The following is a 19871-nucleotide window of genomic DNA, read 5'->3' as shown; positions in this document are numbered from 1 at the left end:
GGAGATGGCCGACGAGCCCCTCCGCGTCCACAAGCAGGTACGCGTTCGAGTACGCCGCCGCGCTGTGGGGCGAGGAGCCCGGCCTCACCGCCTACCTCGGTGGCTGGGCCCGCCGCGCGACGCCGATCACCCGTCTCCAGGAGATGCTCGGCACCGGCATGCTCCTGCTGACCCCGGTCTCCGCCGAGCCGCCCTTCGAGCAGGACGCCGACGTCCTCGACCCGGCGCAGGCGGTCGAGGACCGCGCGCCCCGCATCGCCCCGTCCGCCTTCTCCTGATCCGTCCCACTCCGGGCGACAACGTGCCCTCTTGCGGGGATCCGGCCGCCGACCGCGCGGCGGCCTGCGATGATGCGGGCCATGAGCAGGAAGAGCACGGCCGGGCCGGACCTCGACGACATCTCCTGGCAGATCATCGAGCAGCTGCAGGAGGACGGCCGGCGCTCCTACGGGGCGATCGCCAAGGTGGTCGGCCTGTCGGAGGCGGCCGTCCGGCAGCGGGTGCAGCGGCTGACCGAGTCTGGCGTGGTGCAGATCGTCGCCGTCACCGACCCGCTGCTGGTCGGCGCGCACCGGCAGGCGATGGTCGGGGTGCGGGTCTCCGGCCCCCTCGAACCGGTCGCGTCCGCGCTGTCGGACATGCCGGAGATGATCTACGTGGTGCTGTGCGCGGGCGGCTTCGACATCCTCTGCGAGATCGTCTGCGACGACGACGCGCACCTCGCGGAGGTGCTGGCGTCCCGCATCCGCTCGATCCCCGGCGTCGCGGGCACCGAGACGTTCGTGTACCTCCAGCTCCGCAAGGAGAGCTACCGATGGGGCACGCGCCGGCCACTGAATCAGTAGCCACACCCGGTCACTGCAACTCGATTAGTGAAATCTATGCCGCAAGCCGCTAAATTAGTGGCATGTCGCAGGCCATCGCCGCTGATCCCGCACGCGCGCTCGTGCACGCCGAACCCGTCCCCTTCTGGCTCGACGACCCCGCGCGCCCCGCGGCCCTCCCCGCCCTCGCCGGCGAGGAGCGCGCCGACCTCGCCGTGGTCGGCGGCGGCTACTGCGGCCTCTGGACCGCGCTGCTCGCCAAGGAGCGCGACCCCGGCCGCGACGTCGTCCTCGTCGAGGCCCGCGAGGCCGGCTGGGCCGCGTCCGGGCGCAACGGCGGGTTCTGCTCGTCCAGCCTCACCCACGGCTTCGGCAACGGGCTCGCCCGCTGGCCCGGCGAGGTGGCCGAACTCGAACGGCTCGGCATGCGCAACCTCGACGAGATCGAGGACGCGCTGCGCCGGTACGGCATCGACTGCGACTGGGAGCGCACCGGCGAGCTCAACGTCGCCACCCGCCCCCACCAGGTCCGCGAGCTGCGCGAGGAGGCCGAGGCCATGCGCCGCCACGGCCTGTCCCCCGAGTTCCTCGACACCGAGCGGGTCAGGGCCGAGGTCGCCTCCCCCACCTACCTCGCGGGCCTCCTCGACCGCGACGGCACCGCCCTCCTCAACCCGGCCCGGCTCGCCTGGGGGCTGCGCGACGCGTGCCTCCGGCTCGGCGTCCGCATCTACGAGCGCACCCCCGCCACCTCCCTCACCGCGCGGGGCCCGAACCTGGTCGTCACCACCGCCTACGGCCGCGTCGTCGCCCGCCGCGTCGCCCTCGCCACCAACGCGTTCCCCTCGCTCGTCCACCGGGTCCGCCCGTACGTCGTCCCCGTCTACGACTACGCGATGGTCACCGAACCGCTGACGGACGCCCAGCTCGCCGCCATCGGCTGGCGGAACCGGCACGGCATGGCCGACTCGGGCAGCCGGTTCCACTACTACCGGCTGACCGCCGACAACCGGATCCTGTGGGGCGGCTACGACGCCGTGTACCACTACGGCTCCCGGATGTCGGCGGACCTCGACCAGCGCCCGGACACCTTCCGGGTCCTCGCCGGCAACTTCTTCCGGACGTTCCCGCAGCTCGAAGACGTCCGGTTCACCCACACGTGGGGCGGCGTCATCGACACCTGCACCCGGTTCTCCGCCTTCTACGGCACCGCCGCGCAGGGCCGCGCCGCCTACGCGCTCGGCTTCACCGGCCTCGGCGTCGGCGCGACCCGCTTCGCCGCCCAGGTGATCCTCGACCGCCTCGACGGCCTCGACACCGCTCGCACCCGGCTCGCGATGGTGCGCAGCAGGCCCGTCCCGTTCCCGCCCGAACCCCTGCGCTGGCTCGGCATCGAGCTGACCCGCCGCTCCATGGCCCGCGCCGACCGCAACGGCGGCCGCCGCAACCTGTGGCTCCGCACCCTGGACACCCTCGGCCTCGGCTTCGACAGCTGACCCCGCCCGCCGGCGCCGTCGGCGCGGCGGGTCAGTTGTCGGGGAGCCAGTTGCCGTGGAAGCCGGGCGGGACGCGGACGGGGAGGTGGACGACGGCGATCGGAGGGCCGGTGAAGTCCTGCGCGGAGATGATGACGAGGTCGGTGGCGCCGCGGCCGGTGTCGTGGGCCAGGGCCATCAGGTAGCCGTCGTCCTCGGCGGCGTCCGGCGCGGACGGCACGAAGACGGCCTCGCCGACCGCCGAGCCGGCGGGGAAACGGCGGACGTCGGTGCGTCCGGTCCGGTAGTCGCGCTTGAGGAGGCCGTCGCCGACGAGCTCGCCGGGGGACGACTCCGAGGCGACGGTGTAGCCGTAGCGGTGCGGCCGGGACGTCAGCCGCTCGTCGACGCGGGGGAACTCCTGGGAGCGGTCGTCGAGGGTCCGCTGCGCGACGGTTCCGGCGGCCGGGTCGATCGTCCAGCGGTCCAGGACCGGCGGCGGGTTGCCCTCCAGGCGGCCGTCCCGCATGAAGCTGGGGAACTTCGCCAGGTCGAGCACGATCCGGTCGCCGTCGTCGTAGGCGTTCATGGTGTGGAAGACCCAGCACGGCTCGATGTCGATCCACCGCACGTCGGACGCGTCGCCGGTGCGGGGCAGCAGGCCGATCCTCGCGGGGTGCTCGTCGTTCCAGGCGTAAGGGAGGGAGGCTCCGGCGGCGGCCAGCGGCATCGAGAACGTGACGGGCAGGTCGTAGACGATGACGTACTTCTCCGTGAGGGCCAGGTCGTGCACCATCGGGCCGTCGGAGACGGGGATGTCCACCGAGCGGGTGACGAGCCCGGCGGCGCTCAGCACCGTGTACTGGAAGTGCTCCCAGCCGAAGTAGTAGGCGATCGCGTGGAGCTCGCCGGTGGCGGGGTCCTTCTTGGTGTGCGCGGTGTAGCCGCCCTTGAGGGTGCCGCCGAAGTCGCAGGGGCCGACGGTGGTGAGGTCGTGGCCGAGCTCGTACGGCCGGAACCCGCCCTCGATCAGCGCGAACGTGCGGCCCGCGTGGCCGATGACGTTGGTGTTCGGGGCGAAGTCGAAGTCGTCGAAGACCGGTCCCTCCGGCCACGGCTCGCCGAGCCCGGCGGCCACCCGCCGCGACCGCACCCACCGGTTGCGGTACCACTCGGCGCGGCCGTCGCGCAGCCGCACGCCGTGGACCATGCCGTCGCCGAGGAACCAGTGGTAGGACTCGGGGTCCTCCAGCCCGAGCGGGTTCGGGCCGATCCGCAGGTAGCGTCCGTCGAGCCCGGCGGGGACGCGGCCGGTGACGGGCACGTCGTGGGCGGTGGTCTCCTCGGTGACGGGGGCGTAGGGGCCTTCCAGGAACGGGCTGGGCATCAGGGGCCTCGCTTCTCGGGGGCGGAAGGGGTGCGGAACAGGCCGGCTCCCATGGCGAGGAGGGTGGCCTCGAAGACCTCGCCGGCGTCGGCGGGGAGGTGGCCGGCGAGTTCGAGGCTGACCACGCCGTGGATGGCGGCCCAGAGCGACGCGGCGACATGGCGCGGCTCGCCGCCGGACGGCAGCCCGGCGGCGGCGCAGGCCGCCACGGCGTCCTGCAGGATCGTGAAGGTCTCCGCGGCCTGCACCAGGGCCTCGTCGCTCGGCCGGAACCCCGGGACGGGCTCGCCGAACATCAGCCGGTAGTAGTTGCGTTCGGCCAGGGCGTTGTCCCGGTAGGCGCGTCCCAGGTCGACGAGGTGCTCCAGCGGGTCGGACCGCTCGGGCACCGCGGCGAGCCGCCGCCGGAACCGCTCGAACGCCTCCACGTACAGGGCCTCGATCAGCCCCGCCTTGCTCTCGAACATCCGGTACAGGACGGTCGTGGAGCAGCCGACCTCGGCGGCGATCCGGCGCAGCGCGAGCGCGCCCGGCCCTTCGTCGGCCAGCAGGCGGCTGGCGGCGTCCAGCAGCGACGTGCGGATCGCCTCGTCCCCCCGCCGCTGGGCCGCCTCGTACGCGCTCGCCGCCATACCGCCCCTCGATAACAACGTTTCTGATCGGTAACGCTGTTATCGCACGCCCGGGAAGGCCCGTCAACCCCCCGGCGCCCGCACCGCCGGCCGGTGCGGTTGAGTAGTCGTACTCATGCGGGGCGGTGGCGAGTTGCCGAGACTGGGCGACATGAGCGGCTCGCAGGAAATGCCGACATCGTCCGGTGGTGGAGCCGGCCCGCGTGGGATCAGGCCGTTCTCGTCACGCGGATCGCCGCGAGCGTCGGAGTGGCGGTCGCCCTGGTGCTCGTGGCGTTCGGCCGGGGCGGGCGCGGCTGGGTGACCGCCGTCACGCAGGGCGTCCTGGCCGTCGAGGACGGCTGCAAGTGATCGGCCGCGGCGCACCGGACGGCCGAGGCCGCAGTACCCCCGGCACGAAAGGCAGGCCGCCGAAGTCCAGGTCACGGCTAGTCTCCTGGCATGACAACGCGGGATCTGGAGGCGATCGTCGATGACCTGCTCGTTCTTCCTTTTCCGCAGGAAGATGAGCGGGCGGGTGATCGGCATAGCGGGCCGGGCTACCACGTGCGTGTCCTCCGGGCCAGCCAGGACTTTTGGGATGACGGCTTGGATGTCGTTGCGGCGGCCGATGAGGAGATGGACGTCGTTTTCCAGGCGCTCGCGACGGTGTTCACAGCGCGCTGGGGCGAGGCGGAGACAATCGATTTGTGGCCGTACCTGCAACGAGCACTCGCCCAGCAACCGGTCATCGATCTGGTCGATCAGCAGACGCCTGTCGAGGAAGACCCGGTTCCGGAGCCGATCAATCAGTTGTGCATGCTCAGCGGCAGGATGCTCCTCTGGCGACGGCCGGAGGCCGGCCGATGGGTCGCCCTTACCGTCGGGCAGCAGGATCGGGAGCTCCCGATCGAGTTGCTGGCGGCGGTCGGTGAGGCGTCGATCCCATAGCGCAAGGATCGGAGGCGTTGCCTGCGTTCGCCAAGGCCGGTCCTTGATCCGTGCGGGTCAGCTGCAGTTGCCCCAGTAGTCCCGGCTGCCCTCGGCCAGGTAGGTGGCCGTCGGGTCCCAGATGGTGCCCCAGTACTGCACGCATTTGCCGCGGCCATACCACTGCACGGCCGCGTAATAGCGGTACAGGTCGGCGTCGGAATGGTTCTTCCAGGTTCCGTCATCGACCAGGAGATTGGCCGTGGTCCCGGTCGAGGTGCCCACGTAGGCGGACTTGATGGTGGCGACGCAGTTGTATCCGGTGGCGCTGTTGTACAGCAGGTAGACGTCGCCCCACACGCTTCCGCCGTCCGTCTTGGCCTGGCGGTGGCCGTCGGAGGAGTAGCTCCAGCTGCCGCCGAATTCGTTGTGGCAGGCCTCGGCTCCGGTGTAGGGGTTCGTGCTCGCGTGCGCCGGTGGGGCAATGGTCGCGGCCGCGATCGCGGCGGCTCCCATCATGCCGAGTCGGCGGGCCCATTTGCGTACGGTCATGCGCTGAATCCTCACGTTGGGGGACCGGTGAAGTTAATATTATTAACTTACGGTCGGCCAGAATAGCCCTTCAGTGCGGTGCGTGCAACGCCGCCGGCTGCCTCGACGCGCGCGGCGGCTACGGCGCCGGCGTCGCGAGGACCCGAGACCGGGGACGGGTGCGAGTGATCCGGTCGTTCTGATCAACGGGCGGCGCCCGGACGGGCTGACGGCCGTCCGGGCGCCGCGGGGGCGTCAGCCCTCGATGCGGTGTTGGGTCCAGAAGGACGTGAGGTCGGTGGTGGTGGCCGCCTGGGCGGCCTTCTTGAACTCGGCGGTGGTGGAGACGCCGTACCAGTGGCTCGCGGCGTAGGTCTTGAGGAGGTTCGCCATGGCGGAGTCACCGATCACGCGCTGCAGGTCGTGCAGGGCGCACTTGCCGTAGTCGTAGACGACGGTGGAGTAGCGGGACGAGTGCGCGTCCCAGTACGCCATCGAGTTGGTGATCTTCTCGTCGGACGACGCCCACGACACGCCGTCCCAGCAGCCCGCGCCGCTGATCCCGCGGTACAGGTCGGTGGCGTAGTCGGCGAACGCCTCGTCCAGCCACGGGTGGTCGTACTCGTCGTCGCCGACGATCCCGTACCACCACTGGTGCGCCAGCTCGTGCGGCAGCGCCACCGTGCTGACCAGGTCGAGGACGAAGCCGGGGTACTCCATGCCGCCGAACCAGAAGTCGTTGTCGAGGATCGCGTCGACCTCGCCGTACGGGTAGGCGCCGAACCGGCCGGAGTGGGCGTCGATCGCGCTGGTGGCGAGCGACAGCATCTGCTGGGCGCTGGACTGGCTGATGCCGCTCACCCAGTACATGTTCACCTTGACGCCGTTCGGCGAGGTGGCGGAGAGCTTGGAGAACGGGCCGGCGCCCCAGGCGAACTCGCGGACGTGCGCCGCGGTCGCGGTGGTGACCGTCCGGCCGGACGAACCGGGGGTGTCGACGGACGTGCCCGTCGCGGGGACGGACAGCGAGCTGGGGTGGTCCAGCGTCACCTTGTAGTCGCTCGCCAGGCCGTAGAACGACTCGCCGTTGTTGGTGTACGGGTCGAGGTGCCAGCCGTCGCCGTCGTGGACGGCGAGGACGGGCAGCGCGTTGCCGAGGAAGTTGTACGCCCCGTCGCGCCCGAACCGGTCGGCGCCGGACGGCACCGCGATGGCGAGGTCGAACGCGACGGTCGCGCTCTGCCCCTGCGCCAGCGGGCCCGGCAGCGTCACCTTCATCGCGGTGCAGCCGACCGTGAGGGCGGACGCGGTGCCGCCGGTGACGTTGGTGACGGTGATGGGGGTGCTGGACGGGCAGCTGCCGTGGGCGTTGTCCCACAGCCGCAGGTAGACCTCCGACAGCGGCGCCGAGTCGGTGTTGGTGAACGCGACCGACTCGTGGCCCTGCCAGTTGGCGCCGGACGAGTCGCTGGTGAGGTCGACCGTGTAGGACTGCGAGTCGGGGGTGCGGGTGCCGTCGCCCGCCGGCGGGGGCGTCGTGCCGCCGCCGGAGACGTCGAGGGCGACGTCGTCGAGGACGAAGCTGGTCTGGGCGCCGGAGTCCTCCGTCCCGGAGAAGGAGAGCGTGACGGTCTTGCCCGCGTAGGCGGACGCGTCGATGCTCTTCTTCACGTAGCCGGAGTTCGCGTCGAGGTTGGAGTAGGACGCGACGGTGTCGCCGCCCATCTTCACGGTGAGCTTGTCGTAGGCGGTGCCGGGCGACTCGTCGGTGTCGACATGCAGGTAGAACGACAGGGTCGCCGTGCAGCCCGCGGGCAGCGTCACCGACTGGGACGCGGTGTCGGTGTGGGACGAGCCGTAGCCGTCCAGCCAGGCGAAGTGGGTGCCGGAGTGGGCGCTCTCACCGCTGCCGTTCGCCGAGACGACGCCGGACGTGGTCGTCCACGGTGAGGTGCCGCTCTCGAACCCGCCGTTGGAGACGACCTGGGCGGCGGAGCAGTCGGTGATGGTGGTACCGGGCGAGGTGGTCCGCGCGAGCGGGGCCGCGTGCGCGGGGGCGATCGCGGCGGCCAGGCCGGCCGCCGCGGTCGCCACGGCGGTGGCGGCGGCCAGCAGTCTGCTGTTCATGGATGCTCCTTGCTCATGGCTGTCGCCGGCCCCCCAGCGGTGGGGGCCGGCGACAGAGCGGGGTGAGGGAGGGGGCGTCAGCCGGCGTTCAGGGCCACGTCGTCGAGGACGAAGCTGGTCTGGAGGTAGGCGTCCTCCGTGCCGGAGAAGGAGAGCGTGACGGTCTTGCCCGCGTAGGCGGACAGGTCGATGCTCTTCTGCGCGTAGCCCGAGTTGGCGTCGAGGTTGGAGTAGGACGCGACGGTCGTGCCGTTGGCCTTGACGGTGAGCGTGTCGTAGGCGGTGCCGGGCGACTCGTCGGTGTCGATGTGCAGGTAGTAGGTCAGGGTGGCCTTGCAGTTCGCCGGGATCGTCACCGACTGCGTGGCGGAGTCCGTGTGGGACGAGCCGTAGCCGTCGAGCCAGGCGAAGTGGGTGCCGGAGTGGGCGCTCTCACCGCTGCCGTTCGCCGAGACGACGCCGGACGTGGTGGTCCACGGCGAGGTGCCGCTCTCGAACCCGCCGTTGGACACCTTGTCGCCGGGCGAGGAGCACGAGCCGCCACCGGACGGGTTCACCGTCCAGTTGAAGGTGGCCGTGCCGGTCTGGCCCGAGGTGTTCTTGGCGGTGACCGTGACGGTGCTGGTGCCCGCGGTGGTCGGGGTGCCGGAGACCACGCCGGTGCTCGCGTTGATCGACAGCCCGGCCGGGAGCCCGGTCGCGCTGTAGGTCAGCGCCTGCCCGTTGGGGTCACTGGCCTTGATCTGCACGTTGACGGCCTGGCCGACGGTGCTGGTCTGGTCGCCGGGGCTGGTGACCGTGGGGCCGCCGCCCTGCCCGGGGCAGGTGCCCGGGACAGGGTCGCTGCCGGTGACGCTGACCGCCGCCCACGCGGCGTTGATGGTGTTGTACTCGGTGCAGTGCGTGCCGTACAGGTCGGCCGCGGCCTTCAGCGAGTCGGTGCGGGCCTGCGCGTAGTTCTCGTTGCTGTTGGCGTAGGACGCCAGGGCCTTGTACCAGATCTTGGCGGCCTTGTCGTTGCCGATGCCCGTGACCGTGGAGTTGTTGCAGGTCGGGCTGTTGCCGTAGCCGTGGTCGCCGCTGCCGACGGCCGCGAGGAAGAACCAGTGGGTCAGCGGGCCGAGCGAGTAGTGCGGGTCCAGGTTGCCGTTGTTGCTGTCGTAGCAGTTGGGCGAGTTGCCGTCGAGCGACGGGTTGTACATCCAGCGCAGCGGCTGGTTGTCGCCGTTGATGTTGATCAGCTCGCCCATGGTGTAGTCGGGCGTGTCGACCGGGTTGTTGGCGTAGAACTCCACCATCGTCCCGAAGATGTCGCTGGTGCCCTCGTTCATCCCACCGGTCTCGCCGTTCTCCTCCCAGCCGGTGAGGGCGCCGCTGACGCCGTGGCTCATCTCGTGGCCGGCGACGTCGATCTCGACCAGCGGCCGGGCGTTGTTCTCGCCGTCGCCGTAGGTCATCTGGGTGCCGTCCCAGAACGCGTTGACGTAGGCGTTGCCGTAGTGGGTGCGGGACGGGACGCCGCGGCCGTCGCCGAAGATGCCGCTGCGGCCCTGGACGTTCTTGTAGTAGTCGTAGGTCATCGCGGCGCCGTAGTGGGCGTCGACGCCGGCGGAGGCGGGGTCGCTGTTGGAGCCGGTCCCGAACGTGCCGGTGGAGTTGCTGAAGATGGTGCCGGTCCCGGACGTGGCGTGGTTGAGGTTGGTGGTGTACCCGTTGCCGTGCGACGGGTCCTTCATCTGCCACGTGCTGCCGGACTGCGTCAGGTCGAGGTTGACCGTCCCGACGTAGATGCCGTGGCCGGAGCCGGTGGTCAGCGCGGTCCGCGGAGCGGCGGGAGCGGCGGGAGCGGCGGCGCGGACGCCGCTGGGAGCGATGGTGTCGATCTCGTCGCTGCTCTGGACGACCCGGCCCTTGCGGGCGTCGACCATGACGTGGAGCCTGCTCGGCGTCTGGTCGGCCTTGACGCCGGACACGACGGTCTCCCAGACCAGCGTGGCCGACCGGCCGTCCATCCTGATCGCGAGCTTGGGCGCGGAGACCGCCGAGACGGTGCCCTTGAGCTGCTTGCGGGCGAGCGCGGCGGCGTTCCGGGAGCTGATGGCGGGGGTGGTGCCGATGGCACCGGACGTGGCGGACGCGGTCTCCAGCGTCCGGTAGGAGCCGTTGGGCTTGAGGTGGACGATGAGGTCGCCGCCGTAGACGGGGAGCCCCTTGTAGGTCCGGTCGAAGCGGACGTCGGCGGCGCCGTCGCGGCTGACGGCGACGGTCCGGACCTTGAACGCCTGGCCGCTCGCGCGGTGGGCGCGCGCGCCGTGGGCGTCGAGGGCCTTCCGGGCGTTCTTGACGGCCTTGTCGCGCGTGGACGGCGCGGGGTTCAGCGTGAAGTCGGCCTTGGAGAAGGCGTCCGGGCCGGCGGGCTGGGTCTTGGCCTTGGGGGTGGGCCGCGGGGTCGCCGCGGCCTGCGGTGCGACCGCGACGCCGGTGAGGGCGATCAGCGCGGCCGCCGACGAGGCGATGGCGATTGTCCGTTGGGACATGGGGGTGGTCGTCCTTTCACCACTGAAGCGGGTATCCCGTGGTGACGGGGGTGGACGTCCGGAGGCCGCGACATCCGCTCCCTTCTGCGCGATTTGGTCCAAGTCGGGCATCACGGACAAGCGCGAGTCTGTGGACACGTGAGCGTTTGCAGAAGCCTCACGGCGAAGGCGTAGGGATATCCCTATGCCTGCGGGCGCGACCCGCGGCCGAGCCGCAAGAAGTCAGCGAAACCGCAGGTCAGCGGCCGGACACCGCCACCCGCGCGACGTCCACCCGGGAGCGGACGCCCAGCTTGCGGAACGTCCGGGTGAGGGCCGCCTCGACGGTCTTCACGCTGAGGAAGAGCCGGGACGCGATCTCCCGGTTGGTCGCGCCCTCGGCGACCAGGACGGCGACCTCGCGCTCGATGTCGGTCAGGACGTCCAGCGGGTGGGCGCCTGCGGCCCGGCGGGCGGCCTCGCCGGGCCCATGCCCGTGACCGCCGCGCTCCGGCCCGCCGTCACCGGGACGTCCGCGTCCGGGGCCGCCGTGCCGGTGCCTGCCGTGCTCGATGTCCCGCAGCTCGTCCTGGACGCGCTCCAGCCAGGGCCGCGCCTGCGCACGGGCGAAGACGGTCCGGGCGCGCAGCAGGTCGGCGCGCCCCGCCTCCGCGTCCCCCGTGTGCGCGCGGAACGAGCCCAGCTCCAGCCAGGCACGCCCCTCCTCCAGCCGGTACGGGAGCGCCTGCGACAGCTCGACCGCGCGGACGAGCCCGTCCAGCGCGGCGTCGCGGTCGCCCTCCGCCGCGCGGACCAGCGCGGACGAGCGCTCCAGCACCGCCAGGACGCTGCGCCGCCCCAGCCGCGTGGCCTGCGCCCTCGCCTCGGACAGCACGTCCGCCGCGTCCCTCGTGCGGCCGACGGCGACGAGGGCGTCGGCGAGGTCGGCGTGCCAGCGGCGGACCGCCGGGTCCCCGAGCCCCTGCGACGTCTCCATCAGCCGGACCCGCTCCAGGATCCGCACCGCCGCGGCGGCGTCGCCGAGCCGCAGCCGCACCTGGGCCTCGGCGTGCAGCGCGCGCGGCAGGAACAGCAGGTCGCCGTCGCTCTCGCTGTGCTGGAGCGCCTGCTCCGCCGCGGTCAGCGCCCGTTCGAGGTCGCCGCCCGCCGCCTCCGCGAGCGCCAGCGCGTACCAGGACGGCCCCTGGCTCAACCCGGAGTCCTCCGCCAGACCCAGGCTCTGCCGGGCGAGGCTCAGCGCCTGCCGGCAGCGACCCCGGTGGATCTCCACCTGGCTCATGCAGAACTGGCTCAGGCACAGGCTCTCGACGACGCCGCGCTGGCGGACGCCGTAGATCAGCGCGCGCAGCTCGTTGCGGGCCTCCTGCAGCCGGTCGTGCAGCAGGTGGTGCCGGTGCTTGAGGTAGATGGGCCCGTTGTGGTGCCACATGACCTGCGGCTCCTGCGGGTCGGCGAGCGCCCGGCGCAGCGTCTGCTCGCCCTCCGGGCGGCCCAGGAAGAACTCGATGTTCGCCTGCTTGGTGAGCGCGAGCAGCTCCGTCGCCCGGTCCCCCGCGACGGCGGCCAGCTCGGCGGAGCGGCGCGCGTGCTGGAGCGCGGCCTCCGCCGAGCCCAGCACCATCCAGGCCCGCCAGCTCAGCCGGTAGTGCAGCGGCGCGAGCAGCTCCGGCTCGCCCCGCGCGTCCTCCATCGCGCGCGGGAAGACCTCCTCCACCTCGGCGAGCGCCTGGCCGGAGGAGTCCATCACGACCATCCAGGCGCGCACCCGGTCGCGCGGCAGCGCGGACGCCTCCAGCACCAGGTGCGCCAGCCGCCGCGCCAGCGGGTAGTCGCCCGCGGCGACGGCGTCCTCGGCCGCGCGCAGCCGCCGGCCGACCTCGGCGTCCCGCTCGGACTCGGGGGTGTGGTCGGCGGCCAGCTCGCCGAGGTGCGCCGCCGTCGACAGGCCGCCGCGGCGGCGCGCCACGGCGGCGGCGTCCTCCAGCGTCCCGGCGATCCGCCGGTCCCGGCCCGACGTCAGCTTCGCCATGTGCAGGGCCCGCTCCACCGGATCGCGGACGGCCTGCGCCAGCGACGCGTGCACCGCCTTCCGGTCGACGGCCTCCGCCTCGGCGTAGATGACGGCCGACAGCAGCGGATGGGTGAACCGGATCTGGCCGTCGCCGTCCACGTCCACGATGCCCTGCCGCTCGGCCTCCGCGAGGTCCGCGCCGCCGGCCCGGCGCAGCAGCTCGACCGACGGGCGGCTCGCCGCGCTCGCCATCAGCAGCGTCTCGCGGGTGGCCCGGGGCAGCGCGCCCACCCGCTTCTGGATCAGCACCGACAGGCTCTGCGGGATCGGCAGGGCGCCGCCCGGCGGGCCGCCGTCCTCCAGCGCGCCGCTCTCCACCGCGCTGCGCGCCAGCTCCACGGCGAAGAACGGGTTCCCGCCGCTCACCCGGTGGATGCGGACCACCTGCGACCGTGGCCAGTACCGGCCGAACCGGTCCGCCAGCAGCGCCGCCAGCTCCGCCGCCGACATCGGCGGCACCTTCACCGTCAGCACCGGCTTCGGGCACAGCCCGGCCGCGTCCCGCCACTGCCCGCCGGACCGCCGCGGGTCGCCGAACGACGCCCGGACGGAGGCGACCATCCGCAGCGGCGGCGCGAGCCGCCCGGCCCGCCGGGCGACGAACGCGAGCAGCTCGCCGGTCGGCTGGTCCAGCCACTGCGCGTCGTCGACGAGGACGAGCCCGGGCCGGTCGGCGCAGAGCATCCGCAGCGTGTGGAGCACGCCGAGCCGCAGGCACAGCAGGTCGCGCTCGCCGATCGGGACGTCGTGCAGCAGCAGCGCGGACCGCAGGGCGCGCCGCTCCGGCTCGGGGAGCCGGTCGACGACCTCGTCGGCGCCCTGCGCGACCAGGTCGATGAGGCCGAGGAACGGCAGGTGCCGCTCGGTCTCGGCGGGGCAGCACGCGAACACCCGGTGCCCGGCCGCCGCGTACTCGTCGGCGAGGGTCGACACGAGGGTGGACTTGCCGATCCCGGTGGGGCCGACGAGCAGCGCGCCGCCGCCCCCGGCCAGGTGGGCGCGCACGTCGTCCAGCACGCTCTCCCGGCTCGGCGCCGGAGCGCCGCGGACGCGCTGGAGCCGTTCCCCGTCTGTTGCCGGAGGACGCGCAGGTGGGACGATGCCCGTCGCGTCTCCGCCGGCCGGCCGGATCGCATGCCTCATCGCGTGGCCTCCGCACCGCCTGGGTCGGCGTGTGAACCCGTCGCGGACGGTAACCCGCCCCGCAACGGCAGTCAAGATCCGAGTGGCGGTCCGGTCCGGACGCCCCCGGCGGCGCCGGCGAGCGGCCCGCCCCGCGTCCATGACGTCACGTCAGTACGTCCATATGTAAGAACAAAGTCTTGACGGGCCCTCCCGCTGCGGATACAAATGTGCCCCAAGCCACACAGATGACGAGAAGGTGAACAGAAGGTGAACACCTTCTGAACTTCACATGACGCGTCATCCCCTCGACCGGGCCATTGGAGGCACACCATGCGGGTCGGACTGTTGGGCGCGGGACGGATCGGGGCGTGGCACGCCCGGTTCCTGAGCGGTCATCCGGCGGTCGGGGAGCTGGTGATCGGCGACGCCGACGCGCGCCGGGCCGAGGCCCTCGCCGGTCCGCTCGGCGCCCGCGCCGCCGACCCCGCCGCGGTGCTCGCCGCCCGCCCGGACGCGGTGCTCATCGCGACGCCCACCTCCACCCACGCCGACCTGCTGGTCCGGGCCTGCGAGGCCGGGGTGCCGGCGTTCTGCGAGAAGCCCGTCGCCCCCGACCTGCGCACCACGCTGGAGGTGCGCGACCGCGTCGCCAAGACCGGGGTGCCGGTGCACATCGGCTTCCAGCGCCGCTTCGACGCCGGGTACGCCGCCGCCCGCCAGGCGGTGCTGGACGGCCGGCTCGGCGACCTGCACCGCGTGCACCTCGTCACCGCCGACCCGGCGCCGCCGCCCGCCGAGTACGTCCGCACGTCCGGCGGGATCTTCCGGGACTGTCACATCCACGACTTCGACATCCTGCGCTGGGTCACCGGCCGCGAGGTCGAGTCGGTGACGGCGGTGGGCGCCAACCGCGGCGACGGCTACTTCGCGGACGCGCGGGACGTCGACACCAGCGCGGCCGTCCTGGTGCTGGACGACGGGACGATCGCGACGATGCAGGGCTCCCGCTACAACGGCGCGGGCTACGACGTCCGGATGGAGCTGTCCGGCACCGCCGGGACGTGGGTGGTCGGGCTGGACGAGCGGGCCGCGCTGCGGTCGGCCGAGCCGGGCGTCGACTGGCCGTCCGGGGACGCGTGGACCAACTTCTGGGACCGGTTCGAGCCCGCCTACGCGAGCGAAATTGGAACGTTCCTAGACATGGCGCGGGGCCACGCCGACAGCCCGTGCACCGTGGACGAGGCCCTGGAGGCGCTGCTCATCGCCGAGGCCGCCACGGTGTCGCTGCACGAGGAACGCCGCGTCGGCCTCGCGGAGCTGCGATGATCTGGGCCATCGCGTTCGGCGCCGTCGCCCTCGCCTTCGTCTGGGTGACCGGCGTCAACGACGGCGCCGCGCTGCTCGGGCTGAGCGGCCGCTACCCCCGCTCGCCCGCGCCGCTGCTGATGCTGCTCGTCCTGGTGCCGCTGGTCCTCGTCCCGCAGCTCGTCGGCACCGCCGTCGCGCGGACCTTCACCGAGCGCCTCGCCGACCTCGGCGACCCCCGCGGCGCGGTCGCGTTCCTGCTCGGCGTAACGGTCGCGCTCGGCGTCGTCGGGCTCCTGTCCCGCAAGGGCCTGCCGACCAGCCTGACCCTCGCGATCCTCGGCGGCATCGGCGGCGCCTGCCTCGGCATGGGCCTGCGCGTGTCGTGGACGGGCCTCGCCACCGTCCTGCTCATCGGGGCGGCGGCGCCGCTCGTCGGGACCGCCGTCGGCTACGGCCTCGGGCTCGCGTCGCGGCGCGTCCCGTCGTTCGCCGGCATGCCGCGGGCCGTCCGCACCGCCCACGTCCTCGCCTACGGCGCGCAGTGCGCCGCCTACGCCGCCAACGACGGGCAGAAGATGCTCGCCGTCGTCAGCGTCGCCCGCCAGGTCGTGGCGACCCGGCGGCTCGGCGCCGTCGGGCCCGTCCAGCCCGCCCCGCTGATGCTGCTGCTGATCGCCGTCGTGTTCTGCGCAGGCGCGCTCAGCGCCGTGCACCGCGTCGGGGAGCGGCTCGGCCGCGGCCTCGTCCTCGCCCGCCCGCTGCACGTGGTGTCCACCGAGGCGGCGGCAGCGGCGTCGGTCACGGCGAGCTCGCTCGCCGGCGCGCCGGTCAGCATGACCCAGTCGGTGACCGCCGGGGTCGTCGGCGTCGCCGCCAGCGAGGGCGCGTCCCGCGTGCGCTGGCAGAACGTCCTCGGCATCGGCGCGGCCTGGCTGTTCACGCTGCCGCTGGCGTTCGCCGCCGGCGCCGCCGGCGGCCTCGCCGCGAGGGCGCTGTGAGCGCCGCGGTGCGGCCCGCGCGCCGCTTCCGGCTCGTCTGGGACGACCTGCGCGGCCGGTCGGGGAACCGGGTGATCGACCAGGTCGGCCGGCAGATCCGCGCCGTCCGCGAGGGCGCCGAGCTGGCCCGCGCCATGGCCGCCGGGCGCGTCGCGCCCGCCGACGCCCGCGCCCGGATGGCCGAGATCGAGCACGCCGGCGACGCCGAGCGCGCCGCGCTCGCCGCGATGCTGCGCGGCGTGCTCGCCACGCCCATCGACCGGGAGGACCTCTACCGGCTGTCCCGGTCCGTCGACGACGTCCTGGACAACCTCCGCGACTTCGTCCGGGAGGCGGACCTGTTCGGCCCGCCGGACCTCGACTTCACCCTCGCACCGCTGGACGCCGTCCTCGACGGGCTGACCGCCCTCGACGGCGCCGTCCGGAAGGTCCTCGCCGAGCCCGCCGCCGTCACCCTCGCGGCGCTGGGCGCGCGCAAGGCCCGCAACCGGGTCCGGGAGACCCGGCAGGCCGAGCTGGCCCGCCTGTTCGCCGGACCGCTCGGCATCGACGTCCTGCGCGGCCGGGAGCTGCTCGCCCGGCTCGACGCGGTCGGCCGCCGCCTCGGTGAGGCGGCGGACGCCCTGTCCGACGCGATGTTGAAACGCAGTCACTGATGTCGACGGAGTCGATCGGGGGGCGTGGGGGGTCGTCCCCCCGCCCGATCGGCGCCGACCCCGCTGTCACCCGCAGGAGAGCCGCAGGGCGGGGGCCCGCGGATGCATACCGAGGAGAGAACCACATGATCCGCACCATTCCCACCGGGCGCCGCGCCCGGGCCGGTGCCGCGGCGGCCGCCGCCGTCGCCACCGCCCTGCTCGGCGCCTGCGCGCCCTCGACCAGCGGCCAGGCCGGCGAGGAGGGCACGCCGCTGCCGTCGGTGACCGTGCAGGACGCCGCGTCGTTCAACCTGGACGACCTCGTCGCCGCCGCCAAGAAGGAGGGCAGCGTGCTCGCCTACGACGGCAGCGGCGACGTCAAGGACATGGCGGAGGCGTTCACGAAGAAGTACGGCATCAAGGCCGAGGGCGTGAAGTCCAAGGCCGCCGACACCGCCGAGAAGATGACCCGCGAGGCGCAGGCGAAGAACGTCACGATCGACGTGAACCTGTTCGAGGACGGGCCGATGCTCGTCGGCCAGCTCCTCCCGCAGAAGATCGTCCAGACGTGGATCCCGCCGGACCTGGCGCCGCACATCAGCGAGGCCGACCGCAACCCGCTGATGATGATCTCCAAGGCGTACGTGTTCGTCTACAACACCAAGCTCAGCCCGCAGGGCTGCCCGGTGAAGAACATCTGGGACCTCACCGACCCGAAGTGGAAGGGGAAGGTGATGCTGCAGGACCCGCTGGGCAAGGAGGTCTTCACCCAGTGGTTCACGCAGATGACCAAGCAGGGCGGCGACAAGCTCACCGCCGCCTACGCGCAGCTCGGAAAGGGCCGGCTCAAGCTGACCGAGGACGACCCCGCGCACGAGTGGGTGAAGCGGTTCGCGCAGAACTCGCCGGTGCTCACCACCGAGGACGAGGACGTCGCCGCCGGGGTCGCCGCCCCGAACCAGACCGAGCAGCGCATCGGCCTGTTCTCCATCGCGAAGTTCCGCGACGTGGAGGAGAAGGGCTACCAGATGAAGGTCTGCGAGGGCCTGAACCCGTGGGCCGGCTTCGCCTACCCGAAGTTCGCCACCATCGCCACCGGCTCCAAGCACCCGAACGCCGCCAAGCTGTTCGTGCACTTCGCCATGGAGAAGGAGGGCTTCGACCTGGAGGCCCACGCCGGCGGGGTGTCCGGTAACGACGCGGTCGGCGTCAGCAAGAACAACCCGCCCGGGCTGACCGACTGGAACGGCCAGCTCTACCGGTTCTCGTCGAGCCAGCTGATCGCCGACTTCCGCGCCCGCCAGGACATCAAGGACTTCTGGCGTCTCAACCACCACTGAGCCGCGCCCGAGCGGAGCGAAGGCTCGGCTCGGCGGCTCCTGCCGGGGGTCTGGGGTCGTCCCCCAGCCCGGCACTGATCCCCCCCTCGTCCGGCCGGCCGCGAGCGGCGGCCCGCCGGCCCCTCACCCCGGAGGAACCTTCCATGGCGGTCGCCGCCTCCGCACCGCCGGCGTCACGTGGCCGGCGCGTGCTGTACCGGGCCCGCGTGCTGCTGCGCGATCCCACCGTCCTGCTCGGCATGGTGATGACCCTCGTCCTGCTGTACCTGGTCATCGCGCCGCTGGTGTCGGTGATCTCCGACGCGGGCCGCGTCCAGTACGGGGACGAGGCCCGCTCGGGCCAGGCCCCCGGCTCCTGGACGAGCTACTACCTGTGGCGGGTGTTCCGCTCGCCCGTCAGCAAGCTGCTGTTCTGGGAACCGCTGTGGCACACGCTGTTCGTCGCCGTCGGCGTCATCGTGTTCGCGCTGGTCGTCGGCGGTTCCATGGCGTGGCTGGTGACGCGCACGAACGTGCCGGGCCGCAAGTTCCTGGCCGCCGCGCTCGTCGTGCCGTACATGCTGCCGTCCTGGACGTTCGCGCTCGCGTGGCTGACGCTGTTCAAGAACGGGCGGTCCGGCGGGCAGGTCGGCTACCTGCAGGGCGCCGGCATCGACACCCCCGGCTGGCTCGCCTACGGGCCGCTGCCGATCATCGTGACGCTGGGCCTGCACTACTACCCGTTCGTGCTGCTGCTGTTCGGGAACGCGCTGCGCCGCATCGACTCGCAGCTGGAGGACTCGGCGCGGATCCTCGGCGCGGGAGGCCGGACGGTCCTGCGCCGCGTCACGCTGCCGCTGATGATGCCGGCGCTGTCGTCGGCGGTGCTGCTCGTCCTCGGCCGCGTCCTCGGCACGTTCGGCACCCCGTACATCCTCGGGCTGCCCGGCGACTACAACGTGCTGTCGACGAGCCTCTACCACGCGATCCGGGACCGCAGCACCGGCGTGGCGTCGACCCTCGCGGGCGTCATCGTCCTGGTCGGCGTGCTCGTCGTGCTCGTCGACACCCGGCTCGTCCGCGAGCAGCGCCGGTTCGTCACCGTCGGCGGCAAGGGCGCGATGGACCGCCGCAGCGACCTGCGCGCCTGGCGCTGGCCGGCCTTCTCCCTCGGCATGGCGGTCTTCGCCGCGAGCGTCGTCGTCCCGGTGCTGACGCTGCTGCTGTCCACGGTCACCAAGACCCCCGGCGTGTTCAGCGCGGACAACTTCACGCTCAAGTACTGGTTCGGCAGCGACATCCCCGGCGCGGTCGGGTTCCCGCACGGGGTGCTGCGCGGCACCGAGCTGTGGGAGGCGGCCTGGAACAGCCTCCGCATCGTCGGGCTGGCGTCCCTGGTCTGCGGCCTGCTCGGGCTGCTCATCGGGTACGTGGTGGTGCGCGGCGACGGCAGCCGGGTCGCCACGTTCCTGCGGCAGGTGTCGTTCCTGCCCTACCTCGTGCCCGGCATCGCGTTCGCCGCCGCCTGCCTGTCGCTGTTCGCGGTGCGGCGCGGCCCCGTCCCCGCCCTGTACGGGACGATCACGCTGCTCGTCGTCGTGCTGGTCATCACGCACCTGCCGTACTCGTCCCGGTCGGGGATCGCGGCGATGATGCAGCTCGGCCGGGAACCGGAGGAGGCCGCGCAGATCAGCGGCGCGCGGTGGCCGACCCGGATGCTGCGGATCATCATCCCGATCCAGCGCGGCGCCCTCGTCACCGGCGTGGTGCTGCCGTTCATCTCCGGCCTGAAGGAGCTCAGCATCGTGATCATGCTGACCACCTCGGGCACCCAGCTGCTGACCACGCTGTCGATCGGGCTCGTCGACTACGGCTACACCCAGCTCGCCAACGGCGTCGTGCTCGTCATCGCGCTGGTCTCGTTCACCATGACCTACCTGGCCCAGCGGCTCACCAAGAGCAGCCTGGCCTCGGGCATCGGAGGTTGATC

General features: G+C 72.7%; 15 protein-coding genes. 9 read left to right on the top strand and 6 right to left on the bottom strand.

What is annotated here, in order from left to right:
• Positions 1–143: 143 nt before the first annotated feature.
• The 3 genes from J4557_RS50830 (at position 144) to J4557_RS10690 (ending at position 2320) form a co-directional block, all read left to right on the top strand.
• A complete protein-coding gene (locus J4557_RS50830; protein WP_279576035.1) occupies positions 144–278 on the top strand; it encodes a hypothetical protein in 135 nt (44 codons plus the stop codon).
• A gap of 81 nt (positions 279–359) precedes the next feature.
• Entirely contained in the window at positions 360–845 is a 486-nt protein-coding gene (locus J4557_RS10695) for an Lrp/AsnC family transcriptional regulator (RefSeq protein ID WP_243775563.1), read from the top strand.
• A 62-nt stretch (positions 846–907) separates the two neighbouring features.
• Positions 908–2320, top strand: a complete 1413-nt coding sequence (locus J4557_RS10690; RefSeq protein WP_208266325.1) for an NAD(P)/FAD-dependent oxidoreductase — start codon at positions 908–910, stop codon at positions 2318–2320.
• A gap of 31 nt (positions 2321–2351) precedes the next feature.
• On the opposite strand, the gene J4557_RS10685 is transcribed toward J4557_RS10690, so the two are convergent.
• Entirely contained in the window at positions 2352–3686 is a 1335-nt protein-coding gene (locus J4557_RS10685) for a carotenoid oxygenase family protein (protein ID WP_208266324.1), read from the bottom strand.
• The gene (locus J4557_RS10680; protein ID WP_208266323.1) at positions 3686–4318 is read right to left on the bottom strand and encodes a TetR/AcrR family transcriptional regulator; all 633 of its coding nucleotides are present in this window, start codon (positions 4316–4318) and stop codon (positions 3686–3688) included. The genes J4557_RS10685 and J4557_RS10680 overlap by 1 nt, the downstream gene beginning before the upstream one ends.
• A gap of 441 nt (positions 4319–4759) precedes the next feature.
• Between J4557_RS10680 and J4557_RS10675 the strand changes: the two genes are divergently transcribed.
• Positions 4760–5248 (top strand): hypothetical protein, encoded by a 489-nt coding sequence (locus tag J4557_RS10675; protein WP_208266322.1) that lies wholly within the window; start codon positions 4760–4762, stop codon positions 5246–5248.
• Between the two features lie 57 nt (positions 5249–5305).
• Here J4557_RS10675 and J4557_RS10670 read toward each other — a convergent pair whose 3' ends face one another.
• The 4 genes from J4557_RS10670 to J4557_RS50820 form a co-directional block, all read right to left on the bottom strand.
• A complete protein-coding gene (locus J4557_RS10670; protein WP_208266321.1) occupies positions 5306–5779 on the bottom strand; it encodes a hypothetical protein in 474 nt (157 codons plus the stop codon).
• A gap of 234 nt (positions 5780–6013) precedes the next feature.
• On the bottom strand, positions 6014–7885 hold the full coding sequence (locus tag J4557_RS50825) for a M1 family aminopeptidase (RefSeq protein ID WP_208266320.1): 1872 nt from the start codon (positions 7883–7885) through the stop codon (positions 6014–6016).
• A gap of 77 nt (positions 7886–7962) precedes the next feature.
• Positions 7963–10422 carry a M4 family metallopeptidase gene (locus J4557_RS10660; protein WP_208266319.1) on the bottom strand — a complete coding sequence of 820 codons (2460 nt, stop codon included), beginning with the start codon at positions 10420–10422 and terminating at the stop codon, positions 7963–7965.
• Positions 10423–10660: 238 nt separating this feature from the next.
• The gene (locus J4557_RS50820; RefSeq protein WP_208266318.1) at positions 10661–13510 is read right to left on the bottom strand and encodes an AAA family ATPase; all 2850 of its coding nucleotides are present in this window, start codon (positions 13508–13510) and stop codon (positions 10661–10663) included.
• Between the two features lie 438 nt (positions 13511–13948).
• Between J4557_RS50820 and J4557_RS10650 the strand changes: the two genes are divergently transcribed.
• The 5 genes from J4557_RS10650 to J4557_RS10630 all read left to right on the top strand — a co-directional run bounded on the left by J4557_RS10650 (position 13949) and on the right by J4557_RS10630 (position 19869).
• Complete coding sequence (locus J4557_RS10650; protein WP_208266317.1) at positions 13949–14944, top strand: Gfo/Idh/MocA family protein; 996 nt, start codon at positions 13949–13951, stop codon at positions 14942–14944.
• Positions 14941–15924: an inorganic phosphate transporter gene (locus J4557_RS10645; RefSeq protein ID WP_208266316.1), complete on the top strand. Its 984-nt coding sequence runs from the start codon at positions 14941–14943 to the stop codon at positions 15922–15924. The genes J4557_RS10650 and J4557_RS10645 overlap by 4 nt, the downstream gene beginning before the upstream one ends.
• Positions 15921–16580 (top strand): DUF47 domain-containing protein, encoded by a 660-nt coding sequence (locus tag J4557_RS10640; RefSeq protein WP_208266315.1) that lies wholly within the window; start codon positions 15921–15923, stop codon positions 16578–16580. Before J4557_RS10645 ends, J4557_RS10640 begins: the two co-directional genes overlap by 4 nt.
• A 125-nt stretch (positions 16581–16705) precedes the next feature.
• A complete protein-coding gene (locus tag J4557_RS10635) occupies positions 16706–17902 on the top strand; it encodes an ABC transporter substrate-binding protein (RefSeq protein WP_208266314.1) in 1197 nt (398 codons plus the stop codon).
• A gap of 143 nt (positions 17903–18045) precedes the next feature.
• Entirely contained in the window at positions 18046–19869 is a 1824-nt protein-coding gene (locus J4557_RS10630) for an ABC transporter permease (protein WP_208266313.1), read from the top strand.
• The last annotated feature ends 2 nt before the right edge of the window (positions 19870–19871 follow it).

Source organism: Actinomadura nitritigenes (genome assembly GCF_017573545.1).
Taxonomy (GTDB): domain Bacteria; phylum Actinomycetota; class Actinomycetes; order Streptosporangiales; family Streptosporangiaceae; genus Spirillospora; species Spirillospora nitritigenes.
This window is presented reverse-complemented; position numbering and strand designations above follow the sequence as displayed.